The sequence below is a fragment of the Streptomyces sp. NPDC024687 genome, assembly GCF_055559055.1.
Genome location: NZ_JBVHLJ010000009.1, coordinates 255,775 through 272,269, shown reverse-complemented (window position 1 = coordinate 272,269; position 16,495 = coordinate 255,775). Strand labels below are relative to the sequence as shown.

16 protein-coding genes and 1 pseudogene are annotated in these 16,495 nt (G+C 70.5%); 11 read left to right on the top strand and 6 right to left on the bottom strand.

The genetic code is table 11. The features are described from left to right. Positions 1-180 precede the first annotated feature (180 nt). Positions 181-783, bottom strand: coding sequence for a rhomboid family intramembrane serine protease (locus ACZ39I_RS32075; RefSeq protein ID WP_467248441.1), 603 nt, complete (start codon positions 781-783; stop codon positions 181-183). An 81-nt stretch (positions 784-864) separates the two neighbouring features. Between ACZ39I_RS32075 and ACZ39I_RS32070 the strand changes: the two genes are divergently transcribed. From ACZ39I_RS32070 to ACZ39I_RS32040, 7 genes and pseudogenes are all read left to right on the top strand, one after another. Further along, positions 865-1,548 (top strand): UbiX family flavin prenyltransferase, encoded by a 684-nt coding sequence (locus tag ACZ39I_RS32070; protein ID WP_403655846.1) that lies wholly within the window; start codon positions 865-867, stop codon positions 1,546-1,548. A gap of 90 nt (positions 1,549-1,638) precedes the next feature. After that, positions 1,639-2,094, top strand: coding sequence for an Lrp/AsnC family transcriptional regulator (locus ACZ39I_RS32065; RefSeq protein WP_007383915.1), 456 nt, complete (start codon positions 1,639-1,641; stop codon positions 2,092-2,094). 56 nt (positions 2,095-2,150) lie between these two features. Continuing rightward, entirely contained in the window at positions 2,151-3,314 is a 1,164-nt protein-coding gene (gene mqnE / locus ACZ39I_RS32060; RefSeq protein WP_467248438.1) for an aminofutalosine synthase MqnE, read from the top strand. A 468-nt stretch (positions 3,315-3,782) separates the two neighbouring features. Next, the gene (locus tag ACZ39I_RS32055) at positions 3,783-4,433 is read left to right on the top strand and encodes a UdgX family uracil-DNA binding protein (RefSeq protein WP_467248437.1); all 651 of its coding nucleotides are present in this window, start codon (positions 3,783-3,785) and stop codon (positions 4,431-4,433) included. 26 nt (positions 4,434-4,459) lie between these two features. Further along, positions 4,460-4,585, top strand: a pseudogene (locus tag ACZ39I_RS32050) (GNAT family N-acetyltransferase); the annotation flags it as partial. A gap of 96 nt (positions 4,586-4,681) precedes the next feature. Then, on the top strand, positions 4,682-5,002 hold the full coding sequence (locus ACZ39I_RS32045) for a DUF4229 domain-containing protein (RefSeq protein ID WP_467248435.1): 321 nt from the start codon (positions 4,682-4,684) through the stop codon (positions 5,000-5,002). Between the two features lie 46 nt (positions 5,003-5,048). Further along, positions 5,049-5,726, top strand: a complete 678-nt coding sequence (locus ACZ39I_RS32040; RefSeq protein ID WP_352390716.1) for a TetR/AcrR family transcriptional regulator — start codon at positions 5,049-5,051, stop codon at positions 5,724-5,726. Here ACZ39I_RS32040 and ACZ39I_RS32035 read toward each other — a convergent pair. Both ACZ39I_RS32035 and ACZ39I_RS32030 read right to left on the bottom strand, forming a co-directional pair. Next, positions 5,711-6,640 (bottom strand): MaoC family dehydratase, encoded by a 930-nt coding sequence (locus ACZ39I_RS32035; RefSeq protein ID WP_467248432.1) that lies wholly within the window; start codon positions 6,638-6,640, stop codon positions 5,711-5,713. The genes ACZ39I_RS32040 and ACZ39I_RS32035 overlap by 16 nt on opposite strands. After that, the gene (locus ACZ39I_RS32030) at positions 6,640-7,929 is read right to left on the bottom strand and encodes a 3-oxoacyl-ACP reductase (protein WP_467248430.1); all 1,290 of its coding nucleotides are present in this window, start codon (positions 7,927-7,929) and stop codon (positions 6,640-6,642) included. Before ACZ39I_RS32030 ends, ACZ39I_RS32035 begins: the two co-directional genes overlap by 1 nt. Before the next feature lie 86 nt (positions 7,930-8,015). Between ACZ39I_RS32030 and ACZ39I_RS32025 the strand changes: the two genes are divergently transcribed. Next, positions 8,016-9,302 carry an acetyl-CoA C-acetyltransferase gene (locus ACZ39I_RS32025; protein WP_467248429.1) on the top strand — a complete coding sequence of 429 codons (1,287 nt, stop codon included), beginning with the start codon at positions 8,016-8,018 and terminating at the stop codon, positions 9,300-9,302. A gap of 221 nt (positions 9,303-9,523) precedes the next feature. Beyond that, positions 9,524-11,440 (top strand): AMP-dependent synthetase/ligase, encoded by a 1,917-nt coding sequence (locus tag ACZ39I_RS32020; protein ID WP_467248426.1) that lies wholly within the window; start codon positions 9,524-9,526, stop codon positions 11,438-11,440. 4 nt (positions 11,441-11,444) lie between these two features. Here ACZ39I_RS32020 and ACZ39I_RS32015 read toward each other — a convergent pair whose 3' ends face one another. Continuing rightward, a complete protein-coding gene (locus tag ACZ39I_RS32015) occupies positions 11,445-13,037 on the bottom strand; it encodes a peptide-N4-asparagine amidase (RefSeq protein ID WP_467248506.1) in 1,593 nt (530 codons plus the stop codon). 166 nt (positions 13,038-13,203) lie between these two features. On the opposite strand from ACZ39I_RS32015, the gene ACZ39I_RS32010 reads away from it, so the two are divergent. After that, positions 13,204-14,589: an FG-GAP and VCBS repeat-containing protein gene (locus ACZ39I_RS32010; RefSeq protein WP_467248424.1), complete on the top strand. Its 1,386-nt coding sequence runs from the start codon at positions 13,204-13,206 to the stop codon at positions 14,587-14,589. Here ACZ39I_RS32010 and ACZ39I_RS32005 read toward each other — a convergent pair. Together ACZ39I_RS32005 and ACZ39I_RS32000 are read right to left on the bottom strand one after the other, a co-directional pair. Beyond that, a complete protein-coding gene (locus ACZ39I_RS32005) occupies positions 14,567-14,758 on the bottom strand; it encodes a DUF397 domain-containing protein (protein ID WP_467248423.1) in 192 nt (63 codons plus the stop codon). The genes ACZ39I_RS32010 and ACZ39I_RS32005 overlap by 23 nt on opposite strands. Then, a complete protein-coding gene (locus tag ACZ39I_RS32000; protein ID WP_467248421.1) occupies positions 14,755-15,609 on the bottom strand; it encodes a helix-turn-helix domain-containing protein in 855 nt (284 codons plus the stop codon). Before ACZ39I_RS32000 ends, ACZ39I_RS32005 begins: the two co-directional genes overlap by 4 nt. A 117-nt stretch (positions 15,610-15,726) precedes the next feature. On the opposite strand from ACZ39I_RS32000, the gene ACZ39I_RS31995 reads away from it, so the two are divergent. Further along, complete coding sequence (locus ACZ39I_RS31995) at positions 15,727-16,143, top strand: ATP-binding protein (RefSeq protein ID WP_467248419.1); 417 nt, start codon at positions 15,727-15,729, stop codon at positions 16,141-16,143. Positions 16,144-16,495: the final 352 nt, after the last annotated feature.

Below are 16,495 nucleotides of genomic sequence, written 5' to 3'. Positions count from 1 at the left end.
GGGGAGGGAAACGCATCCTTACGCCGGAGTTCTCTGCGCCTCTGGGGTGGACGGTCAGACAGGCCGCTTCTGGCCCTCGATGTGTCGCGACGCCAACCCGGCATAGCGAGAAGCCCCCGCGTTCACGCGGGGGAGGAGTCACGTGGAACCCAGGACCCGGACCGGACCCGACGCCCGGCCTCAGACCTGAACCATTCCGCGCCCAGCCCGGCGCTTGAACAGGAACGCCGTCGCCACTCCCGCCACCAGGCCCAGCAGGTGCCCCTGCCAGCTGACGCCCGTCTGCGTCGGCGCCAGGCCCACCAGGATCGACGTGCCCCAGACCGCCGCCACCAGCAGCCCCGCCAGCACGCCCAGCGGGCGGCGCTCCACGAAACCGCTCACCAGCAGGTAGCCGAACAGGCCGAAGATCAGCCCCGAGGCGCCCGCCGTGTTGGTGTGCGCCGGGGCTAGGAGCCACACACCCAGTCCGTCGGCCACGATGATGACGAGGGACAGCGCGGCGAACCGGCGCAGGCCCCCGAGCGCCGCGAGGAAGCCCATGACCAGCAGCGGGACGCTGTTCGCGGCCACGTGGGCGAAGCCGAAGTGGATGAAGGCGGCCGGGACGACGTCGACCAGCTCGGACGGGGTGCGGGGCGTGATGCCCAGGCCGTCCAGGGCGTGTCCGCTCGCCACGTCCACCACTTCGAGCAGCCACAGCAGCGCGACCCAGCCCACCATCAGCTTGGCCGCGGCCTTCGCACGGTCACCGCGCGACCACTCGAGTTCTCCACCGGCCATGGCAACTCCCCTCCCCTTCAGAAGAACGCCCGACCCCCCTGGGCCGGTTCCCACCCTGCGACGCCGGATAGGCTCGGGGGTGTGAACCCAGTCAAGCCAGGAGAGACGCGGCGTACGCCTTGGATCGTAGGGGTGTCCGGCGCCTCCGGCACCCCGTATGCCGCGTCCGTTCTGCGCGCGCTGCTCGCCGCCGGTGAGAGCGTCGACCTGGTGGTCTCGCGTGCCTCGCGGCTCACCCTCCTCGACGAGACGGGCATCTCCTTCCGGGACGCGCACTGGCGCGAGGACCTGCGGGAATGGCTGGGCCGCGGGGCCGACGGCAAGCCCGGCACCTTCGAGGCGGACCTCGACGCCGTGCGGTACTGGAACGCCGGTGACCTGGCCGCGGGGCCGTCCTCGGGGTCGTATCCGAGCAAGGGGATGCTGATCGTCCCCGCCTCCACCGCCTGCGTCGCCGGAGTCGCCCTCGGCCTGTCCAAGGACCTGCTGCAGCGGGCCGCGAGCGTCACGCTGAAGGAGCGGCGGCCGCTGGTCGTGGCGGTACGGGAGACCCCGCTGAACGGCCAGACGCTCCGGCATCTCGTCGCGCTCGACGACGCCGGCGCGAGCGTGGTCCCGGCCTCGCCGGGCTTCTACGCGGGCGCCACCCACATCCAGGACCTGGTGGACTTCGTCGCCGGGCGGGTGCTGGACGCGGCGGGTGTCGGGCACGACCTGTACCGGCGCTGGCAGGGCGAACTGGGCGGCGGCCCGTCGGGTCAGTAGGGCAGGCGGTCAGTAGGGCAAGCGGTCAGTACGGCACGTGGCAGTACCTCTCATCACTTCAGGCACTTTTCAGCGGAAGGCTTCGATCCCATGGACGCGGTGGACAGGCAGCTCATCCAGGCCCTGAGGGAGAACGGCCGGGCCTCCTACGCGGAGCTGGGGCGCCTCGTCGGTCTGTCGGGACCCAGCGTCACCGACCGCATCAACCGGCTGGAGGCGGCCGGTGTCATCACCGGGTACCGCGCCACCGTCGACTCCGCCTCCCTCGGCCTCGGCGTCACCGCGCTGATCGGTATCTCGCTCGGGGACGCGGTCGACCACGAGGACGTGGCACGCCGGCTGAGGGACCTCGGCGAGATCGAGGACTGCTGGTTCATCGCGGGTGACGACTCGTACATGCTGAAGGTCCGGGCGCCCGACGTCGACGGCCTGGAGAAGATCATCCGGCGGCTGTCCGGGACCGAGGGGGTCTCCCGGACCCGTACCACGATCGTGCTCTCCACGAAGTGGGAGAACCGGGTCGGAGAGCTGCCCGAAGAGGCGTAGGGGCGTGGACGTACGGTTGTCGGAGTCGTCGGGGTTGTCGTGAGAAGGGTGTGGGCATGGACGTCGGACTCAAGCGCGAGCTGGAGGAGAAGGTCAGGGCCGGTGAGCGGCTGACCCGTGGGGACGGCATCGCGCTGTACGAGTCGGACGACCTGGCCTGGCTGGGCGGTCTCGCGCACGAGGTGCGGACGCGGAAGAACGGTGACGTCGTCCACTTCAACGTCAACCGGCACCTCAACATGACCAACGTGTGCACGGCGTCGTGCGCGTACTGCTCCTTCCAGCGCAAGCCGGGGGAGAAGGACGCGTACACGATGCGCATCGAGGAGGCGGTGAAGCTCGCCAAGGCGATGGAGGGCGAGAACCTCACCGAGCTGCACATCGTCAACGGCCTGCACCCGAACCTGCCGTGGCGCTACTACCCGCGGTCGCTGCGCGAGCTGAAGGCGGCGCTTCCGGACGTCTCCCTGAAGGCGTTCACCGCGACGGAGATCCACCACTTCGAGACGATCAGCGGTCTCTCGGCCTCCGAGATCCTCGACGAACTGATCGACGCGGGCCTGGAGTCGCTGACCGGCGGTGGCGCGGAGATCTTCGACTGGGAGGTCCGTCAGCACATCGTGGACCACCGGACCCACTGGGAGGACTGGTCCCGGATCCACCGCCTGGCGCACGAGAAGGGTCTGAAGACCCCGAGCACCATGCTGTACGGCCACATCGAGGAGCCGAGGCACCGCGTGGACCACGTCCTGCGGCTGCGCGAGCTCCAGGACGAGACCGGCGGCTTCCAGGTCTTCATCCCGCTGCGCTACCAGCACGACTTCGTGGACGTGCAGGACGGCAAGGTCAGGAACCGCCTCCAGGCCCGCACCCAGATGGCCACGGGCGCGGAGGCCCTGAAGACCTTCGCGGTCTCCCGCCTCCTCTTCGACAACGTCCCCCACGTCAAGGTCTTCTGGGTCATGCACGGCGTGCAGACCGCCCAGCTCGCCCTCCAGCACGGCGCGGACGACATGGACGGCTCGGTCGTCGAGTACAAGATCACCCACGACGCCGACAACTACGGCACCCCGAACAAACTCACCCGCGAGGACCTCCTGGACCTCATCCGCGACGCAGGCTTCCGCCCGGTCGAGCGCAACACCCGCTACGAAATCATCCGCGAGTACGACGCCCCGGACCCGGCCCGCCGAGAGGCACCGCAGTCGATGCGCTTCTGAAGGTTCCGGCGGTTCTTCGTCTGCGGCACCGCGGGGGCTGGTCGCGCAGTTCCCCGCGCCCCTGGGGGGTTTTCGGACCGCATGGTTGCCAACGCACCCGGGGATGCCGACACCGCCGACCCCTTCGTTCTCCCGCCCACAGCGACGCGGACTCCTGGCGGAACGGCCGCTGCAGCTCCCTAGGGGCGCGGGGCTGCATCTATCAGCGGCTTCGCCGCGGGGCGCGACTCGCCCCCACCGGCCCGCGGCCGCGATCCGGCACAAGTGGCCCCTCAGGTCGCGCGGGCCTGTCTGCAGCGACGCCCCCTGGCGACCGACGTCGGCTCCAGCTCCCCAGGGGCGCGGGACTGCATCTATCAGCGGCTTCGCCGCGGGGCGCGACCCGCCCCCACCGGCCCTCAGCCGCGATCCCGCACAAGTCGCCCCCTTCGTTCGCGTTCGTTTCCCCACCCCGGGTACTCGCCGACCATGGTGAGCACCAAGTCACCCGAGGACGCCTACACCGCCGAACCCTTCGTTCCCGCCCGCGGCGGGCTCCCCGCTCTGCGGAAGGCCGCCGCCGGCTGCCGGGGCTGCCCGTTGTACCGGGACGCCACGCAGACGGTGTTCGGCACCGGGGACCCGCACGCGCGCGTGATGCTCGTCGGGGAGCAGCCCGGCGATCAGGAGGACCGGCAGGGGAAGCCGTTCGTCGGTCCCGCAGGGAAGCTGCTCGACCGTGCCCTCGCGGAGGCCGGTATCGACCCCGGGCACACCTACGTCACCAACGCCGTGAAGCACTTCAAGTTCACGCAGGCCGAGCCACGCAAACGCCGTATCCACAAGTCGCCCACCCTCCGGGAGATGACGGCCTGCGGCCCCTGGCTCGCACAGGAACTGGCGCTCGTCGAACCGGAACTGATCGTCGTCCTCGGTGCTACCGCGGGCAAGGCGCTGCTCGGCTCCTCGTTCCGGGTGACGCAGGTGCGCGGGACCGTGCTGGAGGAGGAGATCCACGGCAGGCGTGAGCGGCTCGTGCCGACCGTGCACCCCTCGGCCGTACTGCGGGCCGACGACAGGGAGGCCGCGTACCGGGGCCTGGTGGCGGACCTGGAGGTGGCGGTCCGGGCGCTCGGGTGACGTACGTGACGCCGGAACCCGCTTGAGGCGACGGCCTGGAGCGCTTCTACGGCTCCTGCGGCTACAAGGAGGTCGGCCGCGTACCCGGCGCGATCCGGGTCGCACCCGATGACGACCGGGACGACGTGATCATGCTGCTGCCGCTCGTCTGACCCCGTTCGAAGATCCGGTGCCCGGCGTGCTTCACTGGACAGTGCCTCTTTGGGGTGTTCAGGCCGTTCGATACGGATACGGAAGAGTGGATTGACATGCTCCGCTACACGCTGATGCGCCTCGGGATCCTGGTGGGCTGCCTCGTGGTCGTCTGGGGCCTCGTCTACTCCGGCCTCGCCCCGCGCGGCCTCGGCGGCTCCAACGGCATGTGGATCGTTCTGCTCTCCCTGCTGCTCTCGGCCCCCATCAGCTTCGTGGTCCTGCGCAAGGAGCGCGACCGGGCCTCCATCCAGGTCGTCCAGCGGGTCGACCGCATGAAGGCCAACCTGGAGGCGAACCGCAGCCAGGAGGACGAGGCCGTCGACGAGGCGAGCCGTCCCCAGGGTCAGTCCTCGCAGGCCCCGCAGACCTCCTGAGCCCAACGCCTCCGCTGCCGCGCCCGCGTGACCGTAGGCTTTGCGCATGGGTGTCGTGAAGAGCAAGCGGATGCCGCGTGCCGTGCGGGAGCAGCAGATGCTGGACGCCGCTGTGGAGATCTTCGGACAGCGCGGGTACATGACCGCCTCGATGGACGAGATCGCCGAACTCGCCGGTGTGTCCAAGCCGTTGGTCTACCTCTACCTGAACTCCAAGGAAGACCTCTTCACCGCGTGCATCCGCCGCGAGGCGGCCGCGCTCACCGAGGCCGTGCGGACGGGGGTGCGCACCGACCTGGCCGCCGACCGTCAGCTGTGGGACGGCCTGCTGGCGTTCTTCACGCACACCTCGCACCACCCGCACGGCTGGTCCGTGCTGCATCTCCAGGCCCGTATCCACGGTGAGGCGTTCGCCGCCGAGGTCACCGCGATGCGCGAGGAGATCGTGGCGTTCGTGACCCACCTGATCGTGGTCGCGGCCCGTGAGGCACACCGGGACCCGGACCTGCCCGAGCGCGAGGTCGCCGGCCTCGCCGAGGCGCTCGTCGGCGCCGCCGAGTCGCTCGCCGCCTGGGCCAACGCCACCCCGGGCATGACGGCGCGACAGTCGGCGGCGACCCTCATGAACTTCGCGTGGGCCGGCCTCGGCAACCTGATGGAGGGCCGGCCCTGGACCCTGCGGGACACCCCCGCCGGGGGCGCCCCCCTTCAGGTCAGCGGGTAGACGCCCCCGCTCACGTACACGCGGTGCACCCGCTCCCCGCCGCACAGCTCGAACCGTTCCCCGTCCGCCGCGTACGTCACCGTCCCCGGCAGCAGCACCGGCGCCCTGAACTCGGCCCGCACCAGCACCGCTTGCGGTGTGCCGTGCGCGGCCAGGCAGCGGGCCGCGGTCCACATGCCGTGGGCGATGGCCCTCCTGAAGCCGAAGAGGCGGGCCGTGAGCGGGTACAGGTGGATCGGGTTGTGGTCGCCGGACGCGGCGGCGTAGCGCCGTCCGATGTCCCCGGACAGCCGCCACTCGTCGACCCCGGGCAGCGGTCCGTGCTTCTCGCGCTCCGGCTCCCCGCCGGTCCTCGGCGCGCGGTGCCGTGCCAGATAGGTGCTCACCGACTCCCACACGACGTCCTCGCCCACCCGCAGCTCGGTGACGACCGAGACCTCCGTACCGCGTCGGTGCGGTGCCAACCCGTCGATGTACACGGTGAGTTCGTACTCGCCCGACGCGGGCAGCTCCCGGTACCGCGTGATCTCGATCGACGTGTGCACCAGCCCGAGCAACGGCAGCGGGAAGTCCCGCCCGCTCATCAGGCTCATGGCCAGCGGGAAGCCCAGCACATGGGGATACGTCACCGGCAGCGCGTCCTCCCCGGTCGCGAACCCGCACACCCGCTCGTAGGCGGCCAGCCGCGCGAGGTCCACCCGTAGCCGGGGCAGCACCAGCCGGGTCCGCGGGAGGTCCGCGATGGCGGAGGGCCGCTTGAAGGGGGAGCGCAGGGCGCCCAGGGCGAGGAGGGGCAGGAGGGCGGGGGGCCGGTCGAGGACCGTGGAAGGAGCCGCGCCGGGGTTGCCCGAGTCCTGGGTTCGTTCCCCCTCCCCGTACGAGTCGGCCTGTGTGTCGTCCGCGTGGGTTCCCACTACGCCCCCAGCAGGCTCTGGCCGCACACCCGTACGACCTGCCCGTTCACCGCGCCGGACGCCGGATTCGCCAGCCAGGCCGTCGTCTCGGCCACGTCGACGGGGAGTCCGCCCTGTCCGAGGGAGTTCATCCGCCGTCCCGCCTCCCGGATGAACAGCGGGATCGCCGCCGTCATCTTCGTCTCGATGAACCCCGGGGCGACCGCGTTCACCGTGACCCCGTGCCCGGCCAGCGCCCGGGGCGCCAGGGAGCGCACCAGTCCGACGACACCGGCCTTGCTCGCGCCGTAGTTCGTCTGCCCGGCGTTCCCGGCGAGCCCCGCGATGGACGCGGTGGCCACGATCCGCCCGCCCCGCCGCAGCGTGCCCCGCTCCAGCAGCGCGTCCGTCGTGCGCAGCACACTCGCCAGGTTCACGTCGAGCACCGAACTCCAGCGCTCGGCGGGCATGTTGACCAGCCGCCGGTCCCGGGTGATGCCCGCGTTGTGGACCAGTACGTCCAGCCCGTCCGGCAGCGCCTGGGCGATCCGCTCACCCGCGTCCGCGGCCGTGATGTCCAGCGCGAGGGCACTGCCCCCGAGGCGCGCGGCCAACCGCTCGGCATCCGCCGACGCCCCCGGCACGTCGAGTACGACGACCCGCGCCCCGTCCCTGGCCAGCGTCTCGGCGACCGCCGCACCGATGCCCCGCGCGCCGCCGGTGACCAGCGCCGTCCGCCCGGCGAGGGGCTGGGACCAGTCGATGTCGGCCTCCTGCGCCGGTCCGACCTCGATCACCTGACCGCTGATGTACGCCGATTTGGGAGAGAGCAGGAAGCGCAGGGTCGATTCCGCGGCCGACGCGTCCGAGAGGCGTACGAGGTTCACCGTCCGGCCCCGCCCGATCTCCTTGCCGAGCGAGCGCGTGAACCCCTCCAACGCCTGCTGGGCGGCGGCCTGGTGGTGATCCTCCGCGGAGAGCGGCGCCCCGAGGACGACGATCCGCCCGCTCGCGGCGACCGACCGTACGACCGGGTGCAGCGCCGCGTGGACCTCCGCGAGCCCCTCGACGTCCCGCACACCGGTGGCGTCGAGGACGACCGCCGCGGGAGCGTCCGACGCGGACGGGAACTGCAGCCCGGCCAGTCCGGACAGCTCCGACTTGCCCGCCCTCAGTTGCAGGACCCCGCCCTCGAACCCCGGGGAGTCCTGCGACCACCGCCGCAGCACCGCGGGCTGCGGCAGCCCGAGGCGGCGGGTGAGGAGCCGGCCCGGCGCGGTACCGGTGAAGCTCAGATAGCGGTCGGCCATGTCCAACTCCCGGGTCGGTCGCAGATTCCTTACTCTGGAGTAAGGTTACCGTAGGTAAGTCGATTTTCGAGGTGAGGAGCCGGGAGATGAGCCCCCTGAAGCCGCCGGTCGCCCGACGCGTGGCGATCGTCGCCGGTACCCGTGTCCCCTTCGCGCGCTCGGACGGCCCGTACGCCACCGCCTCGAACCAGGACATGCTCACCGCCGCCCTCGACGCCCTCGTGGAGCGCCACGGGCTCCAGGAGTCGGGCGCCGTGGGCGAGTTCGTCGCCGGTGCCGTCCTCAAGCACAGCCGGGACTTCAACCTCGCCCGCGAGACGGTCCTCGGCTCGAAGCTGGACCCGCGCACCCCGGCGTACGACATCCAGCAGGCGTGCGGGACCGGCCTGCAGGCCGTCGTCGCCGCCGCCAACAAGATCATCCTCGGTCAGACGGAGTCCGCGATCGCGGGCGGCGCGGACACCGCGAGCGACGCGCCCCTCGGCGTCAACGACGAGCTGCGGCGCATCCTGCTGGAGGCCCGGCGCGCGAAGTCGGCCGGCGCCCGCCTCAAGGCGCTCGCGCGCATCCGCCCCTCCCACCTCGTGCCCGACATCCCGCGCAACGCCGAACCCCGCACCGGCCTGTCGATGGGCGAGCACGCGGCCGTCACCGCCCGCGCCTGGGGCGTGAGCCGCGAGGCCCAGGACGAGCTGGCGGCGACGAGTCACCAGCGGCTGGCGGCGGCGTACGAGCGGGGTTTCTTCCAGGACCTGGTGGTCCCCTTCCGGGGCCTGGACCGCGACCAGAACCTCCGCCCCGACTCGACGGCCGCGAAACTCGCCCGGCTCAAGCCGGTGTTCGGCCTGAAGGACCCCGACCCGACCATGACGGCCGGGAACTCGACCCCGCTGACGGACGGCGCGGCGCTCGTGCTGCTCGCGTCGGAGGAGTGGGCGAAGGCGCGCGGCCTTCAGGTGCTGGCGTACCTCACGGCGTACGAGACGGCGGCCGTGGACTTCGTACAAGGGGATGTCGCACAGGGGGAGGACGGTCTGCTCATGGCCCCCGCGTACGCCGTCCCCCGCATGCTGGAGCGGGCCGGTCTCGGCATGGGGGACTTCGACCTGGTGGAGATCCACGAGGCCTTCGCCTCCCAGGTCCTGGCGACCCTCGCGGCCTGGGAGAAGCAGGGCCTGGCCCCGGTGGACCGGGACCGGCTCAACGTCACCGGGTCCTCCCTGGCCACCGGGCATCCCTTCGCCGCGACCGGCGCGAGGATCGTGGCCACGCTCGCGAAGCTGCTGGCCGAACGGGAGGGGCCCGGCCGCGGGCTGATCTCGGTCTGCGCGGCGGGCGGACAGGGGGTGACGGCGATCCTGGAGCGGCCGTAAGCGCCGATAGCTGACAAAGTCTCACTTTGCGGTCGAGGTTGCACAGTCCCGGCTCCGGACCATCAACGAACCCGCACAGACTCGCCACTTGGGACACTTAGGATCACCGTCCTAACCCCTGGTAACCCTTCCCGGCGCACTCGCGGGTGAACGCCCCGGTACGTCCCCTGCGTACCTCATGCAGCGGAACGCCACCGAGCTGCACGTCCCAGGAGCTGACCATGTCCCTCTCGTACGTGTCCGGCCACGACTACGACGGCGCGCCCGTGCTCGTGGAACCAGAGATCGTGCGGCTGGACGGTGAGGTCCGCGAGGTCTCGGTGCCGCCGCTGGTCCCGCCGGTGACGCACGGCTCGCTCGCCGACCTGCCCTTCGACAACGCGGAGGCCGCCCCGGAGCAGCGGGTGATGAGCCGCCGCACGGACGACGGCCGGTGGATCGACATCACCGCGGCGGAGTTCGCGCGGCAGGTGCTGGCGGTCGCGAAGGGCCTGATCTCGGAGGGCCTGATGCCGGGCGACCGGGTCGCGATCATGGCCCGGACGACGTACGAGTGGACGCTGCTGGACTTCGCCTCCTGGGCCGCGGGCCTGGTCACGGTCCCCATCTACCCCACGTCCTCCGTCTTCCAGACCCGGTTCATCCTCCAGGACTCCGGCGCGGTCGCCCTGGTGACGGAGACGGCCGCCCAGGCCGCCGCCCTCGGCCCGGAGCTCAGCCGCCTGCCCGACCTGCGCCACATGTGGATCATGGAGAAGGGCCATGTGGAGCGCCTCGGGGAACTCGGCCAGGCCGTCCCCGAGCAGGAGATCGGCGTCCGGCGGGGCATGCTGGGCCCGGGCACGGTCGCCACCGTCGTCTACACCTCGGGCACCACCGGCCGCCCCAAGGGCTGTGTGCTCAGCCACGGCAACTTCCTCACCGAGGTCGACAACGCGGTCGAGCTCCTCTACCCCGTCTTCAAGTCGAAGTCGGACGACGACCTCGCGACCCTGCTCTTCCTGCCCATCTCGCACGTCTTCGGCCGCATGGTCGCCGTCGCCTGCGTTCGCGCCCGGGTCCGCCTCGGCCACGCGCCGAGCCTCCAGTCCGAGGATCTGCTGGCCGACCTGGCCAGCTTCAGACCCACCTTCCTCCTCGTGATCCCGTACATGCTGGAGAAGGTCTTCAACAACGCCCGCGCCAAGGCGGAGAGCGGTGGCCGGGTCTCCGTCTTCGACCGCGCGACCAACGTCGCCGTGCGCTACGGCGAGGCGATGGAGTCCCGCCTCGCCGGCACCGGCTCCGGTCCGGGCGCGGCCCTGAAGGCGGCCCGCACCTTCTACGACTCGCTGGTGTACCGCCGTATCCGCAACGCCATGGGCGGCAGGATCCGGCACATCATCTCCGGCGGCTCCCCGCTCGGCCGCCGCCTCGCCGCCTTCTACGCGGGCGCCGGCATGGAGATCTACGAGGGCTACGGCCTGACGGAGTCGACGGGCGCGGCGACGGTGACGCCCCCGCTCAAGTCCCGCCTGGGCACGGTGGGCTGGCCCCTGCCCGGCACCCGGATCCGCATCGCGGCGGACGGCGAGATCCTGCTCAACGGCGGTCAGGTGTTCCGGGGCTACTGGGACCCGTTCGGCGACGGGGTGGCCCCCGCCTCCACCGACGGCTGGTTCCCGACCGGTGACATCGGACAGCTCGACGACGAGGGCTATCTGACGATCACGGGCCGCAAGAAGGAGATCCTGATCACGGCCGGCGGCAAGAACGTCGCCCCGGCCCCGCTGGAGAACTGGCTGCGCTCCCACCCCCTGATCTCGCAGTGCATGGTCCTCGGCGACCGCCGCCCCTACATCTCGGCCCTGATCAGCCTCGACATGGACGGCGTCAACCACTGGCGCCAGATGAACGGCAAGCACCCCGTCCCCGCCGAACTCCTCGTCGAAGACGAGGAGTTGCGGCAGGTCCTGCAGCGGGCCGTGGACGAGGCGAACAAGATGGTCTCCCGCCCCGAGTCCATCCGCCGCTTCACCGTCCTGCCGACCGACCTCACCGAGTCGGCCGGCCATCTGACGCCGTCGATGAAACTGCGCCGGGAGGCGGTCATGCGGGACTTCGCGGGGGAGATCGAGGGCCTGTACGTGAGGGAGTGATTCCTCAGCAGCGGTGTACGTCCTTCGTCAGCACCCCCTGCTCGGTGGCGAGCGTGTGGTCGTAGCACGTGCCGGGCCCGCTCAGCCGGTACCGCTCACTCGTCGTGGCCACCGCGTGCCGGTCCTCGCGGGCCACGCCGAGCGTGAAGGTGGCATCACCCTGGTACGTGTCGTCGATGCGAGTGGCACCGAGGCGGGCGCGGTCGGCGAGGGTCATGACGACCCGCAGCCGGTTCGCGCTGTCGATGGTGGAGCGGCCGTCGAGGCTGTAGGTGCGGTCGGCGCGGGTCAAGTGGCCGTTGGACGTGACGAGTTGGTGATCGGTCCAGGTGCCGGTCTGGTTGTCCGTGTTCTCGTCGGGCGTCCACTGGTGGTCGATCGCCGTGGTCAGGGTCCGCTCCACGATCGTGGTGACCCGGCCGTGCGAGGTGTTCAGATACCCGCTGACCTTCAGGTGGTCCCTGCCGGAGGTCACCAGGTGCCGCAGCGAGCCGTCGGTGAAGGTGTTGCCCACCGCGGGAGCGTCCTTCTCGTACGACGTCACGGCCCCCGTCACCACCGACTTGTGGGCGTCCTGCCACACCAGGACGTTGGTCGGCGCGCTCCACCCGGTCTGCCCGGCCGGCACTCCGACCACCTTGACGTCCACGGTGTGCGCCTTGCCGTCGTTGAGCAGTCCCGCGAACGGGGTCAGGTCGAAGGTGAGCGGACGTACGTCGAAGGCGGTCGGGGAGGGAATCACCGACCACAGGTAGGGCGACCAGCCGCCGGTCCAGACGTTCGGGTAGGGCGAGGCGATCCCCGCGACCTTCCCGTCCACGCTGACCTGCACCTCGCGGTACGGCCCGGCGTCCCCGCCCTGGCAGGAGTACGACGCGTCCGGGGTCGTGGCCGAGTACCAGAACTCCTCGCAGCCGCCGCCCGAGCCGGTGGCGTACACCTCGGCGAGGATGCGCTCGGAGTTGCGCGGGGTGGTGAGGGAGGCGCCCGTGGTGACGCTGTCGCCGTCGCTGAGGGGGATGACCTGGTCGGGAGCGTCCGCGCCGAGGTGGTGCGCCGGGGCGTAGAAGGTGAGCGTCACCTTGACGTCGAGGATGCCGGTGTAGGTGTCGTTGACGACGTTCCCGATGAGCATGTCGACGGACTGCGCGCTGCTCAGCGTCTTCTCGTACTCGGTGACGTCCTTCTGGACGGACCAGTTGATCCCGTCCTGCGAGGGCTCGGGCGTCGAGGTCCGGAAGACCTGCACCCCGCCGATGTCCAGATAGCCGAGCCGGTCGTACTGCCGCCCCTTCACACTGCCGTCCATCCGCAGCACGACCTTCGACCACCGGCCGGGCGTGCCGCAGCCGGTCGGGGGCGTGTACGTCCCCGTGTACGGCGTGAAGTCCTTGAACTGGGCCTGCGCGACGGTGACTTCGCAGGCTTTGGTGTGCGGGGTGCTGATCGGCGGGGCGGCGATGACGGGGTCGTGGTAGTCGGTGCCGAACTCGACGGGGACCGTGGTGGCGGACGCCGTGCCCAGCGGCAGGGCGAGAGCGGCGAGTGCGCCGGTCAGCGTGGCCGCCGCCCTGGCCGGACGTATCGGGGATCTCATGGGTCTCATAGGGCGCAGTGAACACATGGATTCCGACCGCGGCCAAGGGGGCTTGGAGAGGTCTTGACCAATCCCGGCCCTTTCGCTGACCGGCGTCCGCCCTACAACCATGCTCCGGGGCCGTGAGTCTTCTCCTCGCCAGACTCATGATCACCGCAGGAGACCCATGTTCACGCGAAGAACCTTCCGCCTTGCGCTGGCCACGGCCACGGCCGTGTCCCTGACCGGCGGACTGCTCACCCTCTCCATGAGCACCGCGAGCGCGGCCACCCCGGCGAAGTACGCCGACGATTTCAACGGCGACGGATTCCGGGACTTCGCCAGCCACAACTTCAGCGACGGTGTCGTCGTGACCTACGGGACGGCGACCGGCCCCGGCACCACCACCAAGACCTTCACGCAGTCCACCGCGGGCATACCCGGAACGGCCGGGGACGCGGGCGGCTACGCCGACGGCTTCGGCGAGGACCTGGCCACCGCCGACCTCAACCGGGACGGATACGCGGACTTGGCCGTCGCCGACAGCACCGAGAAGGTCGGCGGCAAGGCCGGCTCGGGCGCGGTCACCATCCTGTGGGGTTCGAAGACCGGCCTGTCGGGCGCCCAGGCCGTGCGCCTCAAGGTCACCGCCCGCTCCGACCAGGCTTTCGGCAACGAGCTGGAGACCGGAGACTTCAACGGTGACGGCAAGGCCGACCTGGCCGTCGCCGACGGCTCCGAGCACATCTACATCTACCGGGGCGGTTTCGCGAAGTCCGGTACGACGGGTCAGGTGACCCGGCACGCGCCGAGCGTCACCAGTGACTACGTCCTCGAATACACCGGCCTGGTCGCCGGCAAGGTCACCAAGGACAAGGCGACCGACCTCTACGTCCTCGGCCAGGGCTACCACCACGACAAGATGACCCAGGACGCCTGGTTCCTGCGCGGCGGTTCCACCATCAAGCCCGGCAAGGCCACGGTCATCAACGGCTCACAGCCCGACTACGACCCGACCGGCGTCGTCGCCGACTTCGACAAGGACGGCTACGGCGACCTCGCGGTCAGCGACGTCCCGTACGGCGGCGGCGCCGGTTCCGTGGTCGTCTGGCGCGGCGGCAGCACCGGTCCGACCACGAAGTACCGGCTCTCCCAGTCCACTTCGGGCGTGGCCACCGCCGCCACCAAGAACGACGGCTTCGGCTCCGACCTCTCCGCGGGTGACACCGACGGCGACGGCTACCCGGACCTCGCGGTCAGCGTGCCCGAGGAGAAGGTCGGCACCGCGAAGTACGCGGGCGGAGTCCACGTGCTGCGCGGCGGCAGGTCCGGCCTCACCGGCACGAAGTCCCAGTGGTTCAGCCGGGCGACGGCGGGCGTGCCCGGCAGTCCCGCCGAGTACGAGATGTTCGGCCTCTTCGTCCGCCTGCGCGACATGGACCGCGACGGGGACAAGGACCTGCTCGTGTCGAGCACCTACTACAGCCCGAGCCTGATGCTCCCCGGCACGGAGTCCGGCGTCGGGACGGCGGGGGCTCGCGAGCTGAACGTCATCGCTCAGTTGCCGCAGTAGGTGAGAGGAAGGCCGACCAGGCCGTGGGGGAGAGGGTGAGGTGAGGGCCGGTGGGGGTCTTGGAGTCGCGGAGGTGGATGGTGTGGGGGGTTACGGCGACTTCGAGGCACTGGCCGCCCTCGCCGCTGCTGTAGCTCGACTTGAACCAGTTCAGCTTCTCTATGGTCATCGCTCTTCCAACATCTTCTCGATGAAGTCCAGGGACTCGTACGGGTTGAGGGCCTGAGCTCGGATGATCCCATAGCGGGCAGCGAGGATGCGTACCTCTTCCCGGCCGGTGATCAGCCGTGGGTACCCCTGACTCTCCATGTACACCACTTGCTCCTTGCCCTTGGGAGTGAGCAGGGTGAACGAGTTGTCCAGGCAGGGGTGTTCGTCCCGCCCTGTAGGCATCACCTGAAGCTGCACATTCCGCATCCGCCCGATGTGCAGCAGCCGTCGAAGCTGACCCGCGTGCACGGCGGGTCCGCCGATCGGCCGTTCCAGTACAGCCTGTTCGAGGACGAAGCTGCATTCCGGCGGCGGCCACTTCTCGAAGAGCTGCTGACGGGAGAGTCGGTCGGCGACACGCTTCTCGATGGTCTCCTCGTCCAGCGGCGGGTGGCGTTGCGTGAACACGGCCCGGGCGTAGTCCTCCGTCTGGAGCAGGCCCAGCACGCCCATGGTGCTGTAGTCGTAGAGGGACACCGCCTCCGCCTCCAACCCGGCGTAACTCCGGTACCACTCCGGATGCCGGGTCCGAGTTTTCGCCATCGCCTCCTCGACCTCGGGCAGGACTTCCTTCAACAGGCCCCCGGCGTCAAGCAGTTCGTCCGCCTTGATCAGGACCTCCGGCCGAAGTGTCCGCACGCCCCTCTCCATGGAGGAGACCGCGTCCGGGCCGTATCCCACCAGCTCCCCGAACTCCTTCTGGGTCAGCCCCTTCCGTTCCCGCAAAAGCTTCACCATCTTGCCCAGCGCGACGAACAGCCCCGCCGTACCGTCCGCCTCCGCAGGCGTCTCCGGCCTCCGCTCACCCACACGCCTCACCCCTCCCACGCGACAACCCGTACACCGAACCGACCGCACCCGTACAACTACTCAGCGTCGCCGAGTCGCACCTGGTCAGCGTAGAGACAACCCACCACGCTCAGTCACGTGAACGCCGAAATCTCCACCCCCACCGACGAACTGACCCAGCGTCTGAGCGCCACCCCGCGAGGCGCCCGCCTGGCCCGCAGACTCACGGCCACCCAGCTCGCGGAATGGGGCCACCCCCACGACACCGACGTCAACGACACCGCGCAGCACCTCGTCGCCGAGCTCGCCGCCAACGCGGTGACTCACGGCCGGGTCCCCGGCAGGGACTTCGAGCTGCGTCTCCTGAGGCTCCCGGAGAACACGCTCCGTATCGAGGTGAGCGACGCACGAGGCGACCGCCGACTCCGGTACGTCAACGACGAGGACGGCGAACACGGCCGGGGCCTGATCCTCGTCACTCTCCTCGCCGACACCTGGGGCGTCACGGAGCGGGAGGTCGGCAAGACGGTGTGGGCCGAGATCGGACTCGGGTGACGAGGGGGGCTCCGGACACAGCGTGAGCGCTGGGATGCGGGGAAAGGAGTGGTGACGAGATGAGGAGATCCATGCCTGAGCGGCGGCTTCACGGATGTTTGGGAACGGTGCTGGGGCTTGCTCTCGCGGTGCTCACCGGCATGCTTCTCGGTAGAGCGCTGAGCGCCTGCGACGCCGGCGTCAACGGCGCAGCGAACGGCACCTTCCTGATCGTTCTTTTCGTCCCGTCCCTCTGGGGCCTTCTGACCCTTGGTTGGGTGATGGTGGGAGCTCTCCTGGGGAGGCAAGCCCTCCTCCATGCACTCGCCCTCGTGGTGGTGCTCCCCGCTCTGTGCTGGTGTGCTGTCTCCTT

Excerpts from the sequence above, each read along its gene's own strand:
- mqnE (WP_467248438.1), top strand. The coding sequence starts at position 2,151 with ATGGACGTCGGACTCAAGCGCGAGCTGGAGGAGAAGGTCAGGGCCGGT.
- ACZ39I_RS32075 (WP_467248441.1), bottom strand. The coding sequence starts at position 783 with ATGGCCGGTGGAGAACTCGAGTGGTCGCGCGGTGACCGTGCGAAGGCC.
- ACZ39I_RS32040 (WP_352390716.1), top strand. The coding sequence starts at position 5,049 with ATGGGTGTCGTGAAGAGCAAGCGGATGCCGCGTGCCGTGCGGGAGCAG.
- ACZ39I_RS32015 (WP_467248506.1), bottom strand. The coding sequence starts at position 13,037 with ATGAGATCCCCGATACGTCCGGCCAGGGCGGCGGCCACGCTGACCGGC.
- ACZ39I_RS32020 (WP_467248426.1), top strand. The coding sequence starts at position 9,524 with ATGTCCCTCTCGTACGTGTCCGGCCACGACTACGACGGCGCGCCCGTG.
- ACZ39I_RS32065 (WP_007383915.1), top strand. The coding sequence starts at position 1,639 with ATGGACGCGGTGGACAGGCAGCTCATCCAGGCCCTGAGGGAGAACGGC.
- ACZ39I_RS32025 (WP_467248429.1), top strand. The coding sequence starts at position 8,016 with ATGAGCCCCCTGAAGCCGCCGGTCGCCCGACGCGTGGCGATCGTCGCC.
- ACZ39I_RS32045 (WP_467248435.1), top strand. The coding sequence starts at position 4,682 with ATGCTCCGCTACACGCTGATGCGCCTCGGGATCCTGGTGGGCTGCCTC.
- ACZ39I_RS32005 (WP_467248423.1), bottom strand. The coding sequence starts at position 14,758 with ATGACCATAGAGAAGCTGAACTGGTTCAAGTCGAGCTACAGCAGCGGC.
- ACZ39I_RS32055 (WP_467248437.1), top strand. The coding sequence starts at position 3,783 with ATGGTGAGCACCAAGTCACCCGAGGACGCCTACACCGCCGAACCCTTC.
- ACZ39I_RS32030 (WP_467248430.1), bottom strand. The coding sequence starts at position 7,929 with ATGGCCGACCGCTATCTGAGCTTCACCGGTACCGCGCCGGGCCGGCTC.
- ACZ39I_RS32010 (WP_467248424.1), top strand. The coding sequence starts at position 13,204 with ATGTTCACGCGAAGAACCTTCCGCCTTGCGCTGGCCACGGCCACGGCC.